Origin of the sequence: Polaromonas sp. CG_23.6 (assembly GCF_029892315.1) — a bacterium.
GTDB lineage: Bacteria > Pseudomonadota > Gammaproteobacteria > Burkholderiales > Burkholderiaceae_C > Polaromonas.
The window spans coordinates 70033-90865 of record NZ_JARXUY010000003.1 but is presented as its reverse complement, the minus strand read 5'-3'; the positions used below and the strand labels follow the sequence as shown (position 1 = coordinate 90865).

The window sequence follows — 20833 nt, the reverse complement described above, 5'->3', positions numbered from 1 at the left end:
ACGTTCCCCGCATGGAGTTTCACTTAAAACCGTTCTCGAACTGAACGAAATTAGCCAGGGATGAGCGCATCCTTGCTGGTCAGCAGAGCGTTGGTAAACGCAGGTACAGTTTTATGTGAAATCTGGGTACGGTTTTATGTGAATGAACGATGTGAATGAACGAGTGTTTAGGATTGTCTCGGCCTACTGCCCTAAGATAAGATGCATTATCTCAGGCTAAAATAACCCGGTCAAAACTGGGTTTGGTATGACAATGTGATTTTTTCCAAGCACTGCCACCAGCTTCCCCCTGCCCACCCCGCCCATGCCACCTACCCCCTCCTCTGCAGCGCCTGGCGCGCGCTTCGTGCGCCGCCTGGGCCCGCACCACTTCGCCCATCTGCGGGCCGTTGCCGAAGGCCTGGACGTGGGCGACTGCGCCCGGCGCTACCTGGGCATCGAGCACGGCCATGAAGCGAAAACGGCGCACCAGGAAGCCGTTGACGCCGTGCGCGCGGTGGCTAGGCGCCGGGGCGAGTCCGCCTGGCGCCTGGTGGGCCTCACGATCCGGACCCCGGAAGGCGAGGCGCGCCCGTCGCTGGAGTCATTTGTAGCGCAGCACGGCCTGGACGGGTTCAGCGAAAGCGAGGTGGTCAAGCTCTACGCTGAAGCCTTTGCGCTGGAGCGAAAAACCGCGCGCGGGCAGCGCCTGCGGGAGCGCCAGCTCACGCTCTTGCGCCGCCTGGAGGGCCTGGCCGCCGAAACCCCGCAGCCCTCGGACCTTGTCGCCGGCTGGTTCGACGAGGCCTTGGCAGCAAAATTAGTCACGGCGGGCCTCTTGACGCTGGGGGCACTGAATGCCCGCATCTCGGGGGGCGGGCGCTGGTTCGCTGCGCTGCCGGCGGTCGGCATTGCCAAGGCGCGGCGCCTCGAGCGCCACTTGGCCACGCTCCTGCCGAGGGACGTGCAGCCCGCCAGGGCGCTGTTTGCGTTGTCGGCCACGCCGGCGCTGTTTGGAGCGCCCTCGCCTTCTCAGGTGTCCCGCGCTTCAAGTGGGGTCGCTGGTTCGGCACCAGGCGACGTTGTTGTGGAGAATGGGACGACTACTCTCTTGGCGCGCCCGCTGCTGGACGTGGCCTCGGACCTGCAGGCCGTGCAAAGCTGGATCCAGGCGCGGGCCGGGTCTCTGGCCACCGTGCGCGTCTATCAGCGGGAAGCGCACCGGCTCCTGCTGTGGCTGCAGTATGAGCGCCAGGGCGCCACGCTCGCGCAGATGGGGGTAGCAGACTGCGCCGCGTTCATGGCGTTTTTGCAAAACATCCCGCCGCGCTGGATCTCCCGGGCGCGCGCCGCCCCCGGGCAGCCCGGCTGGGCGCCGTTTCGCGGCCCGCTCTCGCACGCCAGCTGCCGCCAGGCGATCACGATCGTTGCCTCGCTCTTTGCCTGGCTGCAGTCTGCGCAGTATTTGAGCGCCAATCCCTGGGTGCTGGTCAACCAGGCGACGGGTGACGATCCAGGCAAGAAGATGCTCGACACTAAGGCGCTGAGCGAGGCAGCGATGCTTGAGGTCCTGCGCTTCATCGACGCCCAGGCGCCCTCGCCTTCCCGCGCGCGCATCCGTTTTATCCTGCTGTTTGTCGAAGCCGTCGGGCTTCGCTCGGCCGAGCTCCTTTCAGCCACCCTCGGCGATCTGAGGATGGAGCCCGAAGGGTGGGTGATGCAGGTGCATGGCAAGGGCTCGAAAAACCGGATTGCGGCCGTGCCCGGACAGGCGCTCCATGCGCTGCAGGACTACCTCGCGGTGCGCGGCCTGGGCTCGATCCAGGCCGCACCACAGACTGCGCCACTATTGGGCAGCGCAGTAGACCCGATGGTACCGGTGGGCTACCAGGCCATCTACGAGCATGTCAAGGGCTGGCTCACCCGGGCCGTGCGGGCCTCAAACCTGCCGGCAAACGAACGTGAGCGTTTGGCCGGGGCAACGACGCACTGGCTGCGCCACACCTTCGGGACACGGGCCATTGCTAGGCAAGTGCCGCTCGATGTCATCCAGGCGCAGATGGGGCATGCGTCGATCCAGACCACCACGGCGATCTATGGCCGGGCGCCCATCCAGCGGCGTGTGGATGAACTGGGTAAGGCGTTCGGGTAACTGTTCGCAGTGAAAGCCTGAATCAGGTCCCCGAATGTTGATAAGCAAATGCCTTCATATACTCGCGCAGAGCTATGACACCACAGAAGAGCGAACACGACCAAGTGCCACCGCTACTACATGAAAAATATTTACGTATTTACGTAAATAAGTACGTAAATAAATAATTTAAGAAAGATAGTTTTTCATGATGCAATAAGACTAGACTTGTCTTTTTAGTATTGGATTTGCTATGCAAACATTGGTAATTGCTTCACGCAAGGGAGGCGCAGGAAAAACGACGCTAAGCAGAAGCATTGGCGTTATGGCAGAAATTAGCGGTGCCGGCCCTGTGGCGCTGATTGATACCGACGAACAGGCGGGCTTGGCTATGTGGTGGAATGCCAGAGAAAGTCAAACGCCTGTTTTCGCATCCGTCACCATCGACAACCTCAAAAGCCATTTAGAAGGTCTGCGTAACGCTGGCGTCAAGCTTGTCGTTATTGACACACCGCCCGGCCTGAACAGCGAGTCCACGGCTACCCTGGAAGCAGTGCTGCCCAATGCCGACCTAGTGCTTATTCCCGTCCGGCCAAGTCCAGATGATTTGCGCTCAGTGGGTGCCACTATTCAACTGGTTGAGCAAGCTAAAAAAAAGATGGTCTTCGTTATCAACGGTGCAGCTAATCGAGCAAGTATTTCCAGCAAGGTAGCAATTGAGTTATCTCAGCATGGAACCGTTGCGCCCGTAATGTTGTTTCAGCGAACTGTCTTTGCTACATCCGGAATTGACGGACGCACAGCTCAGGAAGTCGAGCCGAACGGAAATTCAGCCAAAGAGGTGGCGGAATTATGGGAATACGTATCTGCGCAATTACGTAAATAAGTACGTAAATAAAAATTTATAGGTAAAAAGATGAGTGAAAAGCCATCAAGCAGTTTGTCTGGCCTCATTTCTATCAAAGGAAGTGCTGCCGCAGCTACACCAGCGAAGCCCGAGCTGGTCAAGATAGAGCCAGCACCTTTGCTTAAACCCATGCCGGAAAAGTCGCAACCGAAAGGCGGACAGAGTTACTGGAAGGCAATGACAGTCAAGCTAAATCGTGATCAATATGTGGATCTGAAAATTCATGGCGTAAAACTTAATAAGAGCTCACAGGACTGCATTAGTGAAGCTATCGATATGTGGCTTGCAGCCCAGAGTGCAGATTAGTGCTAATGAACCCGTATCGCATTGACAAACGGCTGTTTGGTTTTGGGTTATCCACATAACATAGTGCAAGACCGATGAACTGTTTTCTTATTAAAAGAAGATTAGAGAAAGATTAGAGGGCTGTGGAAAACTGGCTTAACTGCTTGATTTTATTCAGCTAATCAGAATGTATTCCACGGTGTTGCACTATGTTTGCCACGGTGTTGGACTATGTATCACATCGGTCATAAACTAGTTGGAAAAATGAGTGCTCGGTGTTGCACTATGCCGGCTCTCGGTCTTGGACTAGTTATCAGCCCAGCTTTGGATGAATCGTACGCACAACGGCGTTGAACTAGTATTCATCGGTCTTGGACTGCTATTCATCGGTCTTGCACTATGTTTTAACACTAGACAGTGCGGGTTCACCTAGCGGAAACTACTTTTATGCCTTCCAGCAAACTCCAAACTAGTGCAACACCGATGGTCCTGCCTCTGCAGTTACCGCTGTGGCCCAACAAGCAGCGGGGCATTCCAAATGCAATGGCTCGCTCAGCATTGTTCAACGTAACGAACCTTCGGGCAGGGGCGCGTAAGAGCTATGAAAGAAGGGTTATCGCAGCAGTAGGGGGTATTGGTATCACCTACACCGGTTTCGAACTGCGCCAAGATGATGCCGACGTATTGCTACAAATCCTGCACTTGGCCAGGCCGCATGACCTCGGAACAAACGTTTCATTTACCGGGCACTCTTTGCTCAAGTCGCTTACATGGAGCATCAACAATGCCAGCAAGGAGCGGCTGATTTCATGCCTGTCCAGACTGTCTGCAACGACATTGGACATTAGTATCACTGACCGTGAAGGCTTGCGAGAGGGCTACGCAGGGTCACTCATACGTTCATTTTTTTGGCGTGATGATTCCACTGGCAAAGCCCTGCGAAATTGGACTGTCTTGCTGGAGCCAAAAATTGCAGCTCTGTTCTTGCCTTCCAGCTATTCGCGGCTAGATTGGGAATTGCGTATGTCCTTGCCGCCACTGGCCAAGTGGCTGCATACCTTCTATCAAACGCACTCGATGCCATTTCCGATGAAGGTAGAAACACTTCACCGGTTGACCGACTCTGATGCCAAAGAGTTGTGGCACTTCCGAGCCGACTTGAAGAAAGCCTTGGGCTTGCTCGTCGACAAGAGCTTTTTTATCAGCGCAGTAATAGACCCCCGTACAGACACCGTGCAGGTTGTGCGCAAGCATCAGATCGAAGCATGACTTTGAACAGCATGACCTACCGCATCACCCTTCAAGACTTCCCTGAGATTCCAGACAATACCCGTGCGAAAGCCGAGGAGCAGTACCGCCGCGCCCTGGAAAAAGCCCTGGGCGGACCCGATGAGGTGATACCCGCCTACCGCGCCTGGCTCAGCGTCAGCGAAAGCGGCAACGATCAGGTGGGCAAGGAAGAGGTGTCCCAGGCCACCCGATGGCAAAAGGCCTCGGACCTGGCCCGGCAGGCCGGCTTTCGCTCGCTGGGCGAATCGGCCGAGGCCTACTTCGAGTTCAAGCTGAGCAGCTGACCCGATAGCGCGTGGCACAGCACCCAGCCTGGCCCCCTTGGGTTTGCCGGCATGGGCCGGCGCGGATTTCCTTTCCTACTCCAAGTCGTGATTCGTTGGCATCCGGGATTGCACCGTGTATGTCCCTGAAAGCGCCAGGGTTACACTACTGTGTATATGTACAGTAATTTGCCGCCCACCGCCACACGCTTTGAATCGAGCGGTCCTTTGCCGCTTCCCATGGTCGAGGGCACGGTCTGGGCGGGCTTTCCCTCGCCGGCAGCCGACTTCGCGGTCAAGTGCTGCGACCTCAACGACCTGATGGTCACGCACCCGGCGGCCACGTTCTTTTGGCATGTACGCGGCACCTCGATGGTGGAGGCAGGCATTTGCGACGGCGACCTGCTGGTGGTCAACCGGGCGCTCGCGCCCCAGCACATGGACGTGGTGGTGGCCGAAGTCGATGGCGAGTTCACGGTCAAGCACTTTTGCTGCAAAGGCGGCTCGGTCTCGCTGCGCGCGGCCAACCCGACGTTCCCGCCCATCCTCCTCAAGGAGGGCCAGACCTTGACCATCTGCGGCGTGGTCACGTACACGATCCGCAAGATGCGCCCGTAGCGAAAGCCGCGAAGGTACCGATACAAGGGGATACAAGGGCGGCACGGCCGCACGCCCACCACGAAGCAACCTAGTGTCGCGTCATGATGTAGTTGTCGGGTAAAGCCTTTTGAGCTTGGTGCGGGCATCCTTGGTCGTGAACTGCCAGTTGACTTTGGCCTGAAGGTTGTCGCGGCGGCTCTGCCAGGCGGCGACCTCGCTTCGCACCATCTCGATGCTGTCGATGCGCCGATCCAGACACTGCTTGACCATGACGTTGATCTCGATCTCGGCCATGTTCAGCCAGCTGCCATGCTTGGGCGTGTAGACAAACTCGAAGCGGTCCCACAGCGCCTTGGCCTGCTCGGGGGCAAACGCCTCGTACAGCGAGCCCGGGGTGTGCGTGTTCAGGTTGTCCATGACCAGCGTGATGCGTTCGGCATCGGGGTATCTCGCAGCGATGTCCTGCACGAACAAAGCCCAGTCTGCTTTCGTTCGGCGCTCGGTGACCTTGGTCAGGCGCCGCCCGGCCAGCGGCTCACTGGCCATGAAGACGTTGCACACGCCGCAGCGCTCGTATTCATAGTCATGGCGCTCGGGCCTGCCGGGCGCCGCTGCAATGGGCTCACGCGTTTCGCGAATCAGCTGGCGCGGCGTCTCATCCATGCACACCACCGGGTTCTTTGGGTCGTAGGGGCGGCTGTAGATGTCCAGCACCTGTTCCATGGCAGCCACGAAGGCGGCGCTGGCCTGCGGGGCAATCACCCAGCCGATCTTCCTCCAGGGCTTGAGTTCGTTTTTTTCAGCGCCCGCCGCACCGTCTCGTGGGACACGCTGTCCACCAATTCGAGCTCGACCAGCCGATCGGCCAGCAGGCGCAGCGACCAGCGGGCCTGGCCTTCAGGGGGCGCCGAGCAACTCAGGGCCAGCAGTTGCGCCTCCAGCCGGCCATCGATCTTCAGCGCGTACTCGCATTTGGCGGGCTGGCGGTTCAACGTCAACTCCAGGCCTTCGAGAACAAACTTCTTTTTGACCCGGTCCACCTTGCGCTCGCTCACGCACAGCATGGCTGCGATGTCGCAGGTGCGGGGGCGTTCAGTGCGCTCCCCCGCTTGGTCGCAGTTGAGCAGTATCAAGGCATTGATGACTTTGGATGCTGCGTGCGTGCCTTTGCCTGCGATGCCCTGCAGCTCGGCTCTTTCCTGCTCTGACAAGGTGACTTTGTAATGTTCCATTCCCCATTGTCCGCGTCAAACTTCTCGTGACGCGACACTAGGAGTCTGGGCGCCAGAAGGATTTAAACGGTCACGAATGGGTTAAAAGACCACTCATGCGGTCTGGCCGATGATGAACGTGTCCGTCAACATCGCCGGCACAGTCTGCAAAGACCATTTCCATCAGGCCCAAGTGCGTGATTTTGGAAAAATCGTTGTACTTTGCTCCTCAACTCGCCCGCATCGCCCCCATTCTGCGCAGATTGAGCGCCAGGCAAACGAGCTTGAACTCGGCTTTCGCCTTTTCCAGACCCCGCATGCTGAACTGGCGAAACCCCAGAACGTTCTTGATCCAGCCGTTGGGCGGCTCGGCTATCCACTTGCGTTTGCGGTAGTCATGCTTGCCTCGTGCGGTCTCGAATTTGGCGGCCATCGCCACCGTGTGCGGGTAACGCATGGCATCCCTGGGCTTGAGCAATACCTTGCCTTCGCGCCCCAGCGCGATCACCAACTCGGTATCGGGTTGGGTTGTTGCCAATTCGGCCATCACCGCCTCACTGCGGTAGCCCGCATCGGCCAATACCTGGCCCGCTGCTGAACCGGTATGGTTTTTGACGGCCGCCAGCACCATGGGCAGTTGCTGCACGTCCGAGCCGGTGTTCACGACCTCCGCGGCTACGATGATGTGCGCCGCGTCATCGACTGCGGTCTGGGCGTTGTAGCTGTAATCAAAGCCGCCACCGGCGCGCTTCATGATGCGTGAGTCGGGGTCGGTAAAGCTGTCCTGGGCTTTGGAAGCAGGAACACCAAAGTCGCGCTGATACGGTTTGCCACCCTTGGGCTTGCCATTTTTGTCCTTGGGTTGGCGCTCGTCATCCGGGCTGCGCCCACGCTGCGCGTCGCTTTGGCGCTGGCGCTCCTCCAATCGTGCCTTGGCCGCCTCAATCGCCGCCAGGCGCGCTTGCCTGCGTTCAAGCTCGGCGGGGATGTCCAGGTCGGGCTCGTTCTTCTCGGCTTCGTCGGTGTTGGCCGCTTTTTGCAGCAAGGCTGCAATCTGGGCTTTGAGTGCAGCTTCAGTCGTTTGCATGCGGGCGTAACTCATGGCCTTGTGGCGGCTGGCATTGGCCTTGATTTTGGTACCGTCCACGGCAATGGTGCCCAGCTTGACCAAGCCCATCTCGCGCGCCAGGCGCACGACCTGGACAAACAGTTCGGTGAACTCGCTCAGGTGCAAGGCACGGAACTCCCGTATCGTGCGGTGGGCGGGAAAGTTCTCGGCTGCCAGCACGCGAAAGGCCACGTCTTCGTGGAGCTTTCTGGCGATCTTGCGTGAGCTGAATACGCCGGTCGCGTACCCATAAACCAAGACCTTGACCATCATGGCCGGGTGAAACGGCTGGTTGCGTGGGCCACCTGCTGCGTAGCGGGCATGAAAGGCGCTCAGCTCCAGGCTGGCTACGGTGTCGTTGATGAAGTAGGCCAGATGGCTTGGGGGCAACCAGTCTTGGATGGCGCTGGGCAAGAGTTGTTGCTGTTCAGGGTGGTAGGGGATGTAGCTCGCACTCATGCCCAATATTGGATCTCAAACTTCAACAACCCGCATCAGGAAAATCCCTTCTGCCGCCCAGACTCCTAGAGCGGGTGGCGCAAAAACGCAGCAAGCCACGCGCACTGATGGCCACCGGGCCCGATCAGATTTATTGCTGGGACATCAGCTACTTGCCCACCGAGGTGCGCGGCATCTACTTCTACCTTTACCTGTTCGTGGACCTGTTCAGCCGCCGGATCGTTGGCTGGCAGGTCTACGACTGTGAGAGTGCCGAGCTGGCCAGCGGGCTGCTGCAGGCCATCTGCGAGCGCCAGGGCATCGCGCCCCATCAGCTCACCGTTCACTCCGACAACGGCTCGCCGATGAAGGGGGAAACGATGCTAGCCACCATGCAGCGCCTGGGCGTGGCGGCTTCTCGTAGCCGACCGGCGGTCAGTAACGACAATCCTTACTCGGAGGCTTTGTTCAGGACACTGAAGTACCGGCCTGAACTGCCCGTCAAACCGTTTAACGGCCTGCTACAGGCGCGGCGCTGGGCGACAGAGCTGGTGCACTGGTACAACCACGAGCATCGGCACAGCGCTATTGGCTTTGTGACGCCTGCCCAAAGGCACATGCAAATCGATCAAGCCCTTCTAGATGACCGCGCCAAAGTGTATGCCGCAGCGCGCAATGCCAACCCAAACCGCTGGTCCGGCCCAGCCCGCAATTGGACCCGAATCACAGAAGTACACCTCAATCCGCAAACACAAAAAAACCAGAATCAACCAACTCAACTTATCGCCTGAGCATCAAACTTTTTGCGACAACTACCTTGACATCCACCGCAATTGATGTAGAGCCGCACCGTGAGCTGCTGCTCTGCGCGCCGGACCACGCCCTGGAGTGAAAACCCGGTGCGCCCCACACCAAACGACTGCCACGATTGCGCCGAAGGCTTGGGCGCGCGCTGGCCCTTGGCGAGCATACGGTCACGAAATCCGCTCCAGAACCTGAGCTGCAATGCCTGGGTTGGACTGCTGGCCTCGGCCTTGGCGGCTTGATCGCGAACGGCTCGGCTCCACTTGTTGGGCTGGCAGATGATGCTGAACTTGGGCGCTGGCGGCGACGTGCCAATGCGCCAGAGTTCAATTTCAAGGCCGAAGAACCGCCACTCGTCCTGGGTGATGGTGTTGAGCCAGTCCATGGCCGCGCGATGCTCATCCGAGAACTTCGAGGCAATCCAAATGACCGTCTGCGCCTTCAAGTGCGTATTCCGGTGAACGTGACCGCTGATTCCGGCAACGTGACCGGCATTCCGGCGAACGTGACCGGGGGTCGGTGTTGCGCGTTTTGATTTTATGCCGGCTTGCTTTTCCGGCTGTTTTGTCCTTCTCTGGAATTGAAATTTTTAAACGAATAGGCCCCTGCCAAGCCGCCGGAGGCCCCTGAGCGTGGTGGCTTAGTGGTCGGTGCTCCCTTGCGCTGGCAGGCTTTTTTTGCGCAGAGATTCGCCGGTCAGCGTGAAACGGTGATGGTTTTGCATCAGGCGATCGAGCATGGCATCGGCCACAGTTTGGTCGCCTATCCACTCGTGCCAGTGCTCAATCGGCAACTGGCTGGTGATTGAATAGTGGCGCGCTGGCTGGCCCGGTCGTCAATGATCTCCAGCAGATCGGCCCGGGTTTGACTGTCCATGGCGGCCATGCCCCAGTCGTCGAGCAGCAGCACGTCGGTGTTTTTGAGCGTGTCCAGCCAGCGCGTAAACGTGCCGTTGGCGTGCCGAATGCGCAATTCCTCGCCCAGCCGGGGAACCCGCAGGTACAACGCACTGTGGCCACGCCGGCAGGCATGCTGGGCCAGTGCGCACGCCAGCCAGGACTTGCCCGCGCCGGTGGCCCCGGTGATCAGCACGGCGTGCCCGGCATTGACCCACTCCCCCAGGGCCAGACTCATCACCGCGCTGCGTTCAATGCCCCGGGTGCTGCGGCTGTCCAAATCTTCAATGGCCGCTTGCGGGTATTTGAGTTTGGCGGTCTTGAGCAACCGCGCACAGCGCCGGTCCTGTCTGCCATGCACCTCACGGTCGACCAGCAAGGCCAGCCGTTCTTCAAAGCTCATGGCACCGATGCCGCTTTGCGTGAGCTGCTGCTCCAGCGCCTGGGCCATGGTTTCCAGGCGCAGACTGCGCAGTTGATTCAAGGTGGTGTGCATCATCATTTTGGAATTCTCTGTAAGGGGTTTCATTGGTAGTAGTTCGCGCCACGCACATGGGCGTGTGCGGGAGATGTCCACTCTGGCGTGGTGCTGGCTTGCAGCAGGTCGCGCCGGTTGAGCAAGATGTCGCGGATGTGGGTGTACTTGCTGGTGCCCAGGGCAAGGGCCATGGTGCAGGCCGCCTCCAGCCGGGCCTCGCCATAACGCTTGGACAGCGACAGCAGGCCCAGGCAGGCGCGGTAGGCGTGCTCGGGATGGGGTTGGCGCTGCAGCATCTTTTGTACCGTCGCCGCACAGGCCACGCCGATACGCGCGCCCCAGGCGATGAGCCGCTCGGGCGTCCACCGCGCCTGGTGCTGGTGGCGCTCGGGCAGGTGTTCAATCACGGTGGTGAAACCGCCTTTGTGGACGCAGCGCGTGTGGCTGGCCACCCGGTTGCCACGGTGCAAGACCTCCACCGCATGGGCGGTGACGCGCAGCTCCAGCGCCAGGCCCACCAGGGCGTTGGGCACGCTGTAGCGGTGGCCTTCAAATTCGACATGGCTGTCGATGTGCACGCGCACCGTCTTGAAGACCGCCCATTCCCAGGGCTGCAGCGGCAGGGCCATCAGGGCCGGTGCGTCGATCTGCGCGAACACGCTGGCGCGGCTGCCCGGCAGCTTTTGAAAGGCACGCTGGTTGAGCCAGTGCAGCAGGGGGGTGATGGCGTCGTTGACCTCCTCCACGCTGGCGAACTGATGCTTGCGCAGGCGTGCCAGGATCCAGCGCTCGACCAGTAAAACGCTCAACTCGACCTTCGGTTTGTCCTGTGGGTGATAAGCGCGTGCAGGCAGCACGCTGCAGCCGTAGTGACAGGCAAAGTCCTGCACGCTGTCGGTGAGCAGCGGCTCGTAGCGGTCGGCCCTGGTCACCAGGGCGCGCGGGTTGTCGGGGATGATGAGCTGGGGCACGCCGCCATAAAAGGTCAACGCCTGCGCGGTGGCGCCCAGCCAGTCGCGTGCCGTCTGCGCGGGCGTTGCCAGACAGAAACAGTAGCCCGACACGCCCATGGCAGCGACGAAGAGGTTGGCACGTCCCACCTCCTGGCCACCGGCCACGAGTGCAATGGTGGGGCCGGCATAGTCGATGAACATCTTCTCGCCAGCGCGATGGACCTGGCGCATCGAGCGTTTGAGCCGTTTGGCAAACTGGCGGTAGTTCTCGCAAAACTGCGAGTAGCGCCAGGGCTTCAGGGGCAAGTCCGCATGGTGCTCGTCGCCAACCTGGGCGCAGTATTCCTCCCACAGCAGCATGAGCGTCACGCCCTTGCGGCCAAGCTCCTGGTGAAGCCGTCCGAAGTCGGCTTGCGCATAGGTCTGGCTGGCGCGAGAGGACGTCAGCAGGCGTCGCTCCAGCGCGGCTTCGTCCAGGGCTGAAATGGCCGGCCAGTCCAGCCCGGCGGCGACGGCCAGACCCGCGTATTTGGTGACAACACCTTTGGAGAGCCCCAGGGCGCCGGCGATTTGTTGGTGGGACTGTCCACCCTCGAATTTCAGACGCAGGGCGTCTTTGAGTTTGCGCATATTGATCCTTAAGGCGGGCATGTGTTTCTTTGCAAAAAGCATCGAAGCTACACGCCACGCCCGGTTTCGTTTATGCGCAACACCGTGCCGACAGCGTATACCGCCGTGCCGACAGGCGTGACCAAAAACATCGGTCACGTTCGTCGGAATCAGCGGTCACGTTGCCGGAATCCTCCCGGTCACGTTCACCGGAACGTCGGTCACGATCCCGGAATCACCGGTCACGTTGGTCCGGAATACTCATCAAGCCCGCCGCATAGGTCAATAGGTGGCCCAGGTGGCGATGGTCAGTGTTCTCAAGCTGATTTTCGATCAGCACCAAGGCGTTGCTCATCGTGTCCTTGCACACGATGTCGGCCGCATAAGGCCCGATGGGCCCGACGGGCCCGACGGCAAGCTCCTGGCCCGTCAGCTCGAGCTCAAGGCCCAAGACGCCACTGAGCGTTGCCAGGGTGCCCGGTTGGGCCAGCCAGGCTGCGAAATGATGCGCCTCGTGCGGCCACACGCCGCCAAGCTCCACGCGCTGAAGTACACCCAGTTCGGCCATTGATCACTCCCATTGGTTGTGTTTTGCTTTATCCGTCATCCAGGCCACTGCAGGCTCCCGGCAGTCGTTTGCGCGGTGTATCTGGCGCGCAGCCGGACTGTGAACGGCTCTGGTTGCATCCGAATCCTGGACGCACATCAGGCTGGCCGGCGATTCGATGATCTCTTTATTCTACGAATAACGTAGAGAAAAGAACAGCTCTTTCTACGAATATCGTTGAATGCCCAGGCACTCCATTTCTACCACGCTTTTTGGCAGGCGCCTGCGCGCGGCCCGCAGCCGTGCAGGAATTGCCCAGGACAAGCTGGGCGTGATCATCGGCATGGATGAGGGCTCAAGCAGCGCGCGGATCAGCCGCTATGAGACCGGTGTTCATGAGCCGCCATTCGACACGGCGGCGCGCCTGGCCCTTGCGCTGCACGTGCCTGTGGCGTATTTCTATTGCGATGATGAGCGGCTGGCCGATTTTCTGATTGACTACGCCGCCCTGGGTGAAGGGCAGAAAAACCAGTTGCTGTGCCTTGCCTCGGAACTGCGCTCGGTTGCCGAGTAACCGGCTGGGCGTTTGCCCTGGCCGTAAAAAGCACCGGCCAGCTGGGCTGCCCGCTGCGCCCGTGTCGTCGCCCAGGTGGAGTGGCCCATCAAGGGGCAATGCCGAAACTCCTCGCTCACAAACGGGCAGCAGTGGCGAATGCATGGCATTTTGGGTCGCGTTTGACAAGCCCACTGACGACCGCCAGGCTCTGTCGCATTAAGCGGTTTTTATCATCAAATGACGTTGATTTCATTGAAGATTTTTTTTGATAATTGCTTAATGCGACAGAGCCGGTATTCGCGGGCAGCAGCTTTATGAATGTTGAATTTTATTGGTTGACTTGCCAGTCAGCGGTCGTTCGTGGCGATCCACAACGGTCCCGTTGCAGACGACAGATCAAGAATCCAGGCGCTCAGTGGAATGGCCGCAGGCCAGTAAGATGCGCGTGACTCTATAGGGTAATCGAGGTCAGCGCACCCACAGGCATCTGAATCTGGGGCAGATTGAAAAACACCAATTTATGCATTTTTTTGTCTGTTGAGGAAAACTGCTGCCGGCAGTAATATGGCGCGCTGATCTGGCGAAGTGCCAGCAGCGGGATGTTGCAGGAACTTGATCCGTTCGCGCAAACCGGGCAGGAGTTCGTGCTCAAACCATGGATTGCGCTTGAACCACGGGGTGTTGCGCGGCGACGGGTGCGGCAGGGGGAGATAGTCCGGTGCAAACTCGCGCCATGCCTTGACGGTGTTCGTCAATGAAGACTTACGCCGGTTTCCCAGGAAGTGGCGCTGTGCATAAAGGCCGATGAGCAAAGTCATCTCAATCTGCGGAAGCCTGGCCAGCAAGTGATCAAGCCACAACTTTGCGCATTCCCGGCGCGGTGGCAAGTCGCCGCCGTTGCCCCGGCCCGGGTAGCAATAACCCATGGGGATGATGGCAACTTGGGACTCATCGTAAAAGCTGGTTTTGTCCAGACCCATCCACATGCGCAAGCGCTCGCCGCTGGGGTCATCCCACGGGACTCCCGAGGTATGCACGCGCAGGCCGGGCGCTTGGCCGACGATGAGAATTCGCGCTGTTTTACTGGCGCGAAGCACCGGTCGCGGGCCGAGTGGCAGCTGGCCTTCGCACGCACGGCATTTGCGCACGGCCGTCAGCAAGCCGTCCAGGGTGGCGTGGTGCGTTTCGTTCACTATGCCCCGCCGTGTTGCAATGTGGCCCCCTTGTGCATGGCGATGTGGTCGCTCTTGTCGCTCTTGATTTCATACTGCGGCTCATCCTCGCTGGCGTGGTGCGTGTAGCCTTTGCGGACGGCATTTTTTGTATGCACTTTGACGATTTTTCCGCTGACGCGCCCGGCCTCTGAATTCCAGGTCACGTGATCGCCGACTTTGAATTTGTGCGCCATGCTGCACCGTTCCAGGTCAGGCACTTGTGCCGGATTTACCCACCTCTTCAGCCTGGTCCACGAGATCGGACTGTCTGGCTATGCCTGCTGGCGGTGGATAGGTGATTTGCAGGCCTTCCACTTGGGCGAACGCGGTAAGAATACGGGGTCTGCGTCCCTTGGGTCCTACAATGTCTTCGACGCGAATGCCGTGTATCAGAAGTGCGTCGCTAATCAGGGACCGGTGACAGCGCCAGGGAACCGCTTCGGCGCACATCAGCACGCAAAGCTCACGGTTTGCCAGTTCCGCCACCTGTTGAATATTGTCATTGAACTCAGCAGTTTGCATGTAATCGGCATAGCCGCGAAACGAGCGGTTGTGCCAACCGGTGTTGGGAGAATCAGCACGCGTATGGCGCAAGCCACCCAAACCGGGGAGGTGGGAATAGGCAATTTCAATGCTGCCCAGTGTTGCGGGCAGCGTGTCTAAATTGAACTGCGGGTTGTGGTGCGAACGCGGAACGGTTCTTACATCCAGCACATGCGCAATACCGTTGACCAGAAGCAAATCGACAAAATCTTCTATCGACCGGTTGGAATGACCAATCGTGCAGACAAGAGGCTTGTGCGACACGGCGGGGATATTCATTCAAAAAAACTTTCGAAAACGCGTATGAGTAACTGACCTTACGCAGCCGCCTGTCCTGTTAGCCTACGCGCATGAAAAATTCTGAACTGGAGTTGTACACGGATTACCTGCTGAGCAGCTTTGGCGCGACAACAGCGACAGGGCTTTCGGCCATGGTGCAGGGCGATGTCAGCCACGACCGGATTACCAGGTTTTTATCCGGGCAGGACTACACGTCTAAGGACTTGTGGCGGCAAGTCAAGGCGATGGTGCGGGAAGTGCAAACGGCTGAAGGCGTGCTGATTTTTGACGACACCATCCAGGAAAAAGCCTGGACGGACGAGAGTGACTTGATCTGCTGGCATTACGATCATTGCAGTGGTCGCACGGTCAAGGGCATCAACCTGCTCAACGCGCTGTACCACTGCGGCGGCAGGTCTATTCCGGTGGCGTTCGAGTTGGTGCAAAAGCCTCTTCAATGCGACGTTGCGAGCCGCCAAGTCAAACGCAAAAGTGAGAAAACAAAAAACGAAATGATGCGCGAGATGATCCATGCCTGCCTGCAAAACGCCTTGCGATTTCGTTTCGTGCTGATGGACAGCTGGTTTTCCTCCGAGGAGAATTTTGATTTCATTACGAGCCGGGGTAAGCACTTCATCGCAGCACTGAAGGACAACCGGCTGGTGGCGTTGAGCCAGGAGGACTGGAAGAAAAAGCGCTTCGTGCGCGTAGACGAGCTGGAATTTTCAGAGCAATGCACGGTGCAAGGCTGGCTCAAGGGGTCTGCCAGAGCAGTCCGTTTGGTCCGCCAGGTCTTTAAAAACAAAGACAGCAGCACCGGCACATTGCACCTGGTTTGCAGCGACCTCACGTGCGACTACGACGCCATCACCACGACCTACAAAAAACGGTGGCAAGTGGAGGTGTTTCACAAATCCTTGAAGTCCAATGCGGGCATGGCCAAATCCCCAACGCAGACGTTGAGAACCCAAAGCAACCACGTCTTCATGGCGATTTATGCCGTCTTCAAGCTCGAATGCTTGAGCGTTAAAAGCAAGATCAACTCCTTCGCTTTAAGGTTCAAACTTCTCATCAATGCCACCCGCAGCGCTTTTGACCAGCTTCAGAAATTTCAGGCGGCTGCGTAAGGTCAGTGAGTAATGCTCCTTCACAAGTTCTTATCCAGACGTCGGCAGTCCTCGCGTATTTTTGTAGTCCATCACCGCATCGCGCTCGGGTAGCCACTACCGCGCCGAGGTGGCGTGGCTGCGCGAGGCAGCCACGTCGTCGCGATGGTCGGCGAGGGCACCACCGAGGGCACCGGCATCGCGCTGACGCGCTACGATCTGGCCTTGGCCGGAACGGCGCTGGCTACCGATGATGCTATCAAAATGAGCGGTATCGATGCACGCCCGGCGTGCGACAGGGCCGATTCAATGCAATTTCACACGACGTGGACAACGCATGACGATAGGGCACGATGCAGCGGTCCGGACGCGTTACCGCTGCCCTTCGCCCACGCAGCGACTTTAGGTTCAGGAAGGCGGCATCGCCTTGAGCACGCCGGCCCGGCGGATCAGGTGCTTCATTTGGCGCGCCGCGTGGGTCGTCAGGTGGTGCGGCGTGAAACCCTGCTTCGGCGTGATGTAGGCCGCCAGGGCGCCGGCCAAGTCGAGTTGCCGGTCGGAAGCTTCGGCCAGCAGCGCCGTCACCAGGTTCTCCAGCGCGATCACGCGGAGTTGCAGTTGCTTCAGTTCGGCGTTGGTGAGATGCACTTCGGTTTGCACCTCGCCCGCGATGAAGGTGTCCTGCGGGCAGGCGAGCCCTTCGCCCCCGTTGTTGTCGCACCGTGAAAGCGCCTCGCGAAGCTGCAGTGCGCGCGCTGCCATGACGGCATCGTCCTCCTTCGTCTCGACATCCATGCCGGATTCGACAGCGAACGTCGGGTGTGCCAGGATACACAGATCAAGGGCGGACTGCGGATCTTCCTCGCCCAGCATCGACTGGGGGGGGTCGTCGGGCAACCCGGATCGGTGCGATGGCGGGTTGCCCTGGTTGTTTATCATCGGGTGTTCCTTGGCATTAATTTTGCATTTTGCGACGCGGTGAATCGCCTTGTGAGCTGGCCCTTGGCCGACCCCACTGAAGGCGGGGCCGATCGACGCTCGACTTCGTGCTACTGTCTGCATGAAGGTCGCTGGCATCCCTGAAACCGTGGCCTCAGGAAGCAAAAAATGAACACCAAGCTTGTCAGCAGCATCGAAGCCGTCGCCCGTTCGCGGCTGGTCACGGTTCCCGTCGACGCGCTGTTGGTGAACGTGGCCACGCTGCTGTCCAACACCCACATCAGCCTGGTAGTCGTCTGCGAAGCCGATGGCCGCATGGCGGGTGTCATCACCAAGACCAACGTCGTTCGCTGCCTCGGCCACTGCGCGGGCAGCGCATGCGCCATGACGGCCGTCAACGTGATGACGCGCGATGTCGCTTTTTGCCATCCCGCCGATGGCTTGGCAGATGTCCTGGCGATGATGCAAGCGCGGGGCTTTGTCCATGTCCCCGTGGTCGATCAGCACGCCATCCCGTCGGGTGTCATCAACGCACGGGATGCGTTGCGCGAGCTGTTGACGCAAGAGCAGTACGAAGAATCGCTGCTGCGCGACTACGTGATGGGGATCGGCTACCAGTAAAGGCCGGCAGTCAGCGCCACAGCAGCACGTCGCGCAAAACCACCGCGTCGTTGTGCGCTTGGTCATGGGCGGAATAAACGAGCGTGACCGGGCCGGCCCGCGCCAAGGAACGCAATTGGCCGAGCAGCCCGGCGTTGCGGTGCAACTCGTCCCGGTAACGGCGACGAAACTCGTCCCAGCGCGCCGGGTCGTGGCCGAACCACTGGCGCAGCTCGGTGCTGGGCGCGATCTCCTTCATCCACTGCGTCACCGCCAAGTCAGCCTTCGAGACGCCGCGCGGCCATAGCCGGTCGATCAGGATGCGGTTGCCGTCCTCGGCGGCGGCGGGCTCGTAGGCCCGCTTCAGGACGACGTGGCGGGCGGGAATGCGTGTCGCGCTCATTAGTTAATGTTCCGTTCCGGCTTCGCTCAGGCGGGCGTTGTGGTGCTGGCGTCTGGCTGAGTAGCGGACTTCTTGCGGCACAGCGCCATGAGTGTCGGGACGATCTTGCCCTGCCGCACCTCCTCGACCATGTGCTGCACGCCGTGCCACAGGTCGATGGCAGCGGTCTTGAAGAACGGCCCCACTGGCCCGTCACCCAGCATCGGCGCGTCGGACCGGTAGACGCCGTGCGCCGGCTCGACGCCGGCGCCGGCTTCGTAGACCAGCTTGCCGCCCAGGTACGCCGTATACGCCAGAATGCCGACGCCCGCGACACCGGCGCAGAGGTAGAGCGCGTCCGGCTTCTCACTCTGCGAGCGCCGCACCGCCATGCATCCGGCGATTACCGTGGCGACGAAGTTCAGGTTGCGGTGCGTCATCAGCATGTCACGCGCGTCGCCCTCGACATTGACCTCCTCACCGGCGATCAGCCCGGTAACCGCCGAGGCGACGGCGCCGACGGCCGCGACCGCGATGGCTTTGCGGCCGAATGAATGGAGCGACCGGTTGTCAGTCAGGCAGCCGAGCAGGTCGGCGCCGATGGCCAGCGGCAGCAGGGTGATCGGCAGGTGAACGAGGGCGGGGTGCATCTGTTGCAGGCGTATAGCCATGGCGTCGACTCCTGAAGGTTGGATAAAAGTCTCGCGGCGTTTGCCGCCGGGTCGCTCTGCCGCCGGGGTATTTGCGCGGATTTCGCATGTGCCTGCCACCCGCAACCCCCTGCGCGAAGAGGTTAGGAAATAAACAACTTTGATCTTCTTCTTCGCCGTTACCCGCTGCTATAGGGGATGTTCGGGGAAGAGCCATAGGCTATGTCCTACGGCCCAGCATCGGGCGCTGTGGGAGACTTTGTCTTCGCCGGAGCAACGGGCTTGACTCCCTGACCAAAGGATAAGAGAGCGCACATGATCAGTCCTCGTCCGATGCCACAAGCGCACGATCCACTGGCGATGCGCCTTAGCGCAGCCGACGATCGGGTACGGCTGAGCCACTGGCTCCCGCCACAAGCGGGCGTGGTTCCAAGGGTTCGGATCGGCCAGCATTGGGTGAACGTTTTATGGGCATTACCGCTCTTGTTCGTGCTGCTGGTAATCGGCGTGGCCGTGTCTCAGGCACTGCGGGAAATGCCGGCGGTGCAGGGCTTCCTGGTGCGCTACCCAGGCATTCCATCGGCGGCAACGGCCGTTACCACTGGGTTTCCCGGCTGGCTGCGACTGCTGCACTTTCTTAACCTTTTTTTCATGGTATTCATCATCCGCTCTGGCGTTCAGATTCTGGCCGACCATCCGCGCCTGTACTGGCGGCGCGACTGCACGCCCGGCACCGAATGGTTTCGTTTCCAGAAGGCGGTGCCGGCCGACCGCATCTGGACCTCCAAAGACGACTCGGTCAGCCTGCCGTCGTGGCTTGGCATACCGGGCCTGCGCCACTCGATTGGGCTGGCCCGCTGGTGGCACTTTTCGTTCACGCTGCTGTGGATGATTAACGGCGCCGCCTTTTACGTCCTCTTGTTCACGACCAGTCAGTGGCAGAGGCTGGTGCCCACGACATGGGAGGTCTTTCCCAACGCGGCCTCGACGGCGCTCCAGTACCTTTCGCTGACGTTCCCCGACGACGAGAGCTGGACACGCTACAACAGCTTGCAGCAGCTCAGCTATTTCATTACTACTTTCATTGCTGCTCCCACCTCCATCCTGACCGGCCTCATGCAGAGCCCGGCCATATCGAACCACCTGGGCTGGTTCGGCCGGGTGCTGAACCGGCAGAAGGCGCGTTCGATCCACTTCATCGCGCTGTGGTGGTTTTTGCTATTCATCCTGGCGCATGTGACGCTGGTGTTCATCACGGGCGCGCGCGTCAACCTCAACATGATGTGGGCCGGCGTGCAGGACGCTTCCTGGAGCGGTTTTGCTTTTTTCATCCCCGCCATGCTGCTGGTGGCAGTGACCTGGTGGCTGGCCTCGCCCCTCACGCTGAGCCATGCGCGTCAGGTCCAGCGAATCGGCACGTTCCTGAGCTGGCCGTTCGGCCGCGCGACGCGATCGTGGGACCCGACGGCCCAGCTCACTGAGAAGGACATCTCGCCGCACTTCTGGCCCAACGGCACGATGCCGAAATCTGAAGAATTCGACGAGCTGGTCAAGAATGAATTTGCCGATTACCGGCTGAGAATTGGCGGCCTGGTTGAAAACCCGGTCGAGCTTTCAATCGCCGACTTGAAGGCGATGCCCAAGCAGGAGCAGATCACCACGCATTTCTGCATTCAGGGCTGGTCGGGCGTTGCCAAATGGGGCGGCGTGCCGGTGCGCCACCTGCTTGATCTGGTCAAGCCGACGGCCGAGGCCCGCTATGTGGTGCTTTACTCGTTCGCCGACGGCGCCGACGGGGGACGCTATTACGACGCGCACAGCATGGCCAACATGCGTCACCAATTGACGATCCTGGCCTACGAAATGAATGGTGCGCCGGTCAGTGTGCTGCACGGCGCGCCGCTGCGGCTGCGCTGCGAGAACGAGCTCGGCTTCAAGATGGTCAAGTGGATCGCAGCCATCGAGGTGGTGCGCGACTATGCCGACCTGGGTGCCGGCCAAGGCGGCTACAACGAGGACCACGAATTCTACGGATACCGCGCGCCGATTTGAATGAAATGGAAAT

General features: G+C 59.9%; 21 protein-coding genes and 2 pseudogenes. 11 read left to right on the top strand and 12 right to left on the bottom strand.

What is annotated here, in order from left to right; all coding sequences use genetic code 11:
* Positions 1-304 precede the first annotated feature (304 nt).
* The 6 genes from H4V98_RS20905 (at position 305) to umuD (ending at position 5473) form a co-directional block, all read left to right on the top strand.
* Positions 305-2131, top strand: coding sequence for a tyrosine-type recombinase/integrase (locus tag H4V98_RS20905; RefSeq protein ID WP_280757990.1), 1827 nt, complete (start codon positions 305-307; stop codon positions 2129-2131).
* A 232-nt stretch (positions 2132-2363) separates the two neighbouring features.
* Positions 2364-2996 carry a ParA family protein gene (locus H4V98_RS20900; protein ID WP_280757989.1) on the top strand — a complete coding sequence of 211 codons (633 nt, stop codon included), beginning with the start codon at positions 2364-2366 and terminating at the stop codon, positions 2994-2996.
* A 30-nt stretch (positions 2997-3026) separates the two neighbouring features.
* Positions 3027-3323, top strand: a complete 297-nt coding sequence (locus tag H4V98_RS20895; RefSeq protein WP_280757988.1) for a hypothetical protein — start codon at positions 3027-3029, stop codon at positions 3321-3323.
* A gap of 426 nt (positions 3324-3749) precedes the next feature.
* On the top strand, positions 3750-4571 hold the full coding sequence (gene trfA / locus H4V98_RS20890) for a plasmid replication initiator TrfA (protein ID WP_280757987.1): 822 nt from the start codon (positions 3750-3752) through the stop codon (positions 4569-4571).
* Complete coding sequence (locus tag H4V98_RS20885) at positions 4568-4876, top strand: hypothetical protein (RefSeq protein WP_280757986.1); 309 nt, start codon at positions 4568-4570, stop codon at positions 4874-4876. The genes trfA and H4V98_RS20885 overlap by 4 nt, the downstream gene beginning before the upstream one ends.
* A gap of 156 nt (positions 4877-5032) precedes the next feature.
* A complete protein-coding gene (umuD, locus tag H4V98_RS20880; RefSeq protein ID WP_280757985.1) occupies positions 5033-5473 on the top strand; it encodes a translesion error-prone DNA polymerase V autoproteolytic subunit in 441 nt (146 codons plus the stop codon).
* A gap of 81 nt (positions 5474-5554) precedes the next feature.
* Here the strand turns inward: umuD and H4V98_RS20875 are convergent.
* Both H4V98_RS20875 and H4V98_RS20870 read right to left on the bottom strand, forming a co-directional pair.
* A protein-coding gene (locus tag H4V98_RS20875) for an IS630 family transposase (RefSeq protein ID WP_280757962.1) occupies positions 5555-6687 on the bottom strand; the annotation gives its coding sequence in 2 pieces (ribosomal slippage) (positions 5555-6255 and positions 6255-6687; 1134 coding nt in all).
* A gap of 208 nt (positions 6688-6895) precedes the next feature.
* Positions 6896-8233 (bottom strand): IS1182 family transposase, encoded by a 1338-nt coding sequence (locus H4V98_RS20870; protein WP_280757984.1) that lies wholly within the window; start codon positions 8231-8233, stop codon positions 6896-6898.
* 92 nt (positions 8234-8325) lie between these two features.
* On the opposite strand from H4V98_RS20870, the pseudogene H4V98_RS20865 reads away from it, so the two are divergent.
* Positions 8326-9003, top strand: a pseudogene (locus H4V98_RS20865) (DDE-type integrase/transposase/recombinase); the annotation flags it as partial.
* Here the strand turns inward: H4V98_RS20865 and H4V98_RS20860 are convergent.
* The 4 genes and pseudogenes from H4V98_RS20860 to H4V98_RS20845 form a co-directional block, all read right to left on the bottom strand.
* Entirely contained in the window at positions 8988-9461 is a 474-nt protein-coding gene (locus H4V98_RS20860; protein ID WP_280757983.1) for a DUF4268 domain-containing protein, read from the bottom strand. The pseudogene H4V98_RS20865 and the gene H4V98_RS20860 sit on opposite strands and share 16 nt — an antisense overlap.
* A gap of 195 nt (positions 9462-9656) precedes the next feature.
* Positions 9657-10414 (bottom strand): annotated as a pseudogene (gene istB, locus H4V98_RS20855) (IS21-like element helper ATPase IstB).
* A 23-nt stretch (positions 10415-10437) separates the two neighbouring features.
* The gene (gene istA / locus H4V98_RS20850) at positions 10438-11994 is read right to left on the bottom strand and encodes an IS21 family transposase (protein ID WP_280757982.1); all 1557 of its coding nucleotides are present in this window, start codon (positions 11992-11994) and stop codon (positions 10438-10440) included.
* Between the two features lie 193 nt (positions 11995-12187).
* Positions 12188-12520 carry a hypothetical protein gene (locus H4V98_RS20845; RefSeq protein WP_280757981.1) on the bottom strand — a complete coding sequence of 111 codons (333 nt, stop codon included), beginning with the start codon at positions 12518-12520 and terminating at the stop codon, positions 12188-12190.
* Positions 12521-12740: 220 nt separating this feature from the next.
* Here H4V98_RS20845 and H4V98_RS20840 point away from each other — a divergent pair, with 220 nt between their 5' ends.
* Entirely contained in the window at positions 12741-13073 is a 333-nt protein-coding gene (locus tag H4V98_RS20840; protein WP_280757980.1) for a helix-turn-helix transcriptional regulator, read from the top strand.
* A gap of 500 nt (positions 13074-13573) precedes the next feature.
* Here the strand turns inward: H4V98_RS20840 and H4V98_RS20835 are convergent, their stop codons facing one another.
* The 3 genes from H4V98_RS20835 to H4V98_RS20825 are packed head-to-tail and all read right to left on the bottom strand — an operon-like array spanning position 13574 to position 15091.
* Positions 13574-14248 carry a uracil-DNA glycosylase family protein gene (locus tag H4V98_RS20835; protein WP_196870895.1) on the bottom strand — a complete coding sequence of 225 codons (675 nt, stop codon included), beginning with the start codon at positions 14246-14248 and terminating at the stop codon, positions 13574-13576.
* The gene (locus H4V98_RS20830) at positions 14248-14463 is read right to left on the bottom strand and encodes a DUF2945 domain-containing protein (RefSeq protein ID WP_280757979.1); all 216 of its coding nucleotides are present in this window, start codon (positions 14461-14463) and stop codon (positions 14248-14250) included. The genes H4V98_RS20835 and H4V98_RS20830 overlap by 1 nt, the downstream gene beginning before the upstream one ends.
* A gap of 16 nt (positions 14464-14479) precedes the next feature.
* On the bottom strand, positions 14480-15091 hold the full coding sequence (locus H4V98_RS20825; RefSeq protein WP_196870893.1) for a DUF488 domain-containing protein: 612 nt from the start codon (positions 15089-15091) through the stop codon (positions 14480-14482).
* 71 nt (positions 15092-15162) lie between these two features.
* Between H4V98_RS20825 and H4V98_RS20820 the strand changes: the two genes are divergently transcribed.
* Positions 15163-16218 carry a transposase gene (locus H4V98_RS20820; protein ID WP_036803471.1) on the top strand — a complete coding sequence of 352 codons (1056 nt, stop codon included), beginning with the start codon at positions 15163-15165 and terminating at the stop codon, positions 16216-16218.
* 387 nt (positions 16219-16605) lie between these two features.
* Here H4V98_RS20820 and H4V98_RS20815 read toward each other — a convergent pair whose 3' ends face one another.
* Positions 16606-17136 (bottom strand): hypothetical protein, encoded by a 531-nt coding sequence (locus tag H4V98_RS20815; protein ID WP_280757978.1) that lies wholly within the window; start codon positions 17134-17136, stop codon positions 16606-16608.
* Positions 17137-17304: 168 nt separating this feature from the next.
* Between H4V98_RS20815 and H4V98_RS20810 the strand changes: the two genes are divergently transcribed.
* Positions 17305-17757, top strand: a complete 453-nt coding sequence (locus tag H4V98_RS20810) for a CBS domain-containing protein (RefSeq protein ID WP_280757977.1) — start codon at positions 17305-17307, stop codon at positions 17755-17757.
* 10 nt (positions 17758-17767) lie between these two features.
* Here the strand turns inward: H4V98_RS20810 and H4V98_RS20805 are convergent, their stop codons facing one another.
* Both H4V98_RS20805 and H4V98_RS20800 read right to left on the bottom strand, forming a co-directional pair.
* A complete protein-coding gene (locus H4V98_RS20805; RefSeq protein ID WP_196870890.1) occupies positions 17768-18139 on the bottom strand; it encodes a DUF488 domain-containing protein in 372 nt (123 codons plus the stop codon).
* A 26-nt stretch (positions 18140-18165) separates the two neighbouring features.
* Complete coding sequence (locus tag H4V98_RS20800) at positions 18166-18789, bottom strand: DUF2231 domain-containing protein (RefSeq protein WP_196870889.1); 624 nt, start codon at positions 18787-18789, stop codon at positions 18166-18168.
* A gap of 294 nt (positions 18790-19083) precedes the next feature.
* Between H4V98_RS20800 and H4V98_RS20795 the strand changes: the two genes are divergently transcribed.
* Positions 19084-20820 (top strand): molybdopterin-dependent oxidoreductase, encoded by a 1737-nt coding sequence (locus tag H4V98_RS20795; RefSeq protein ID WP_280757976.1) that lies wholly within the window; start codon positions 19084-19086, stop codon positions 20818-20820.
* Positions 20821-20833 lie beyond the last annotated feature (13 nt).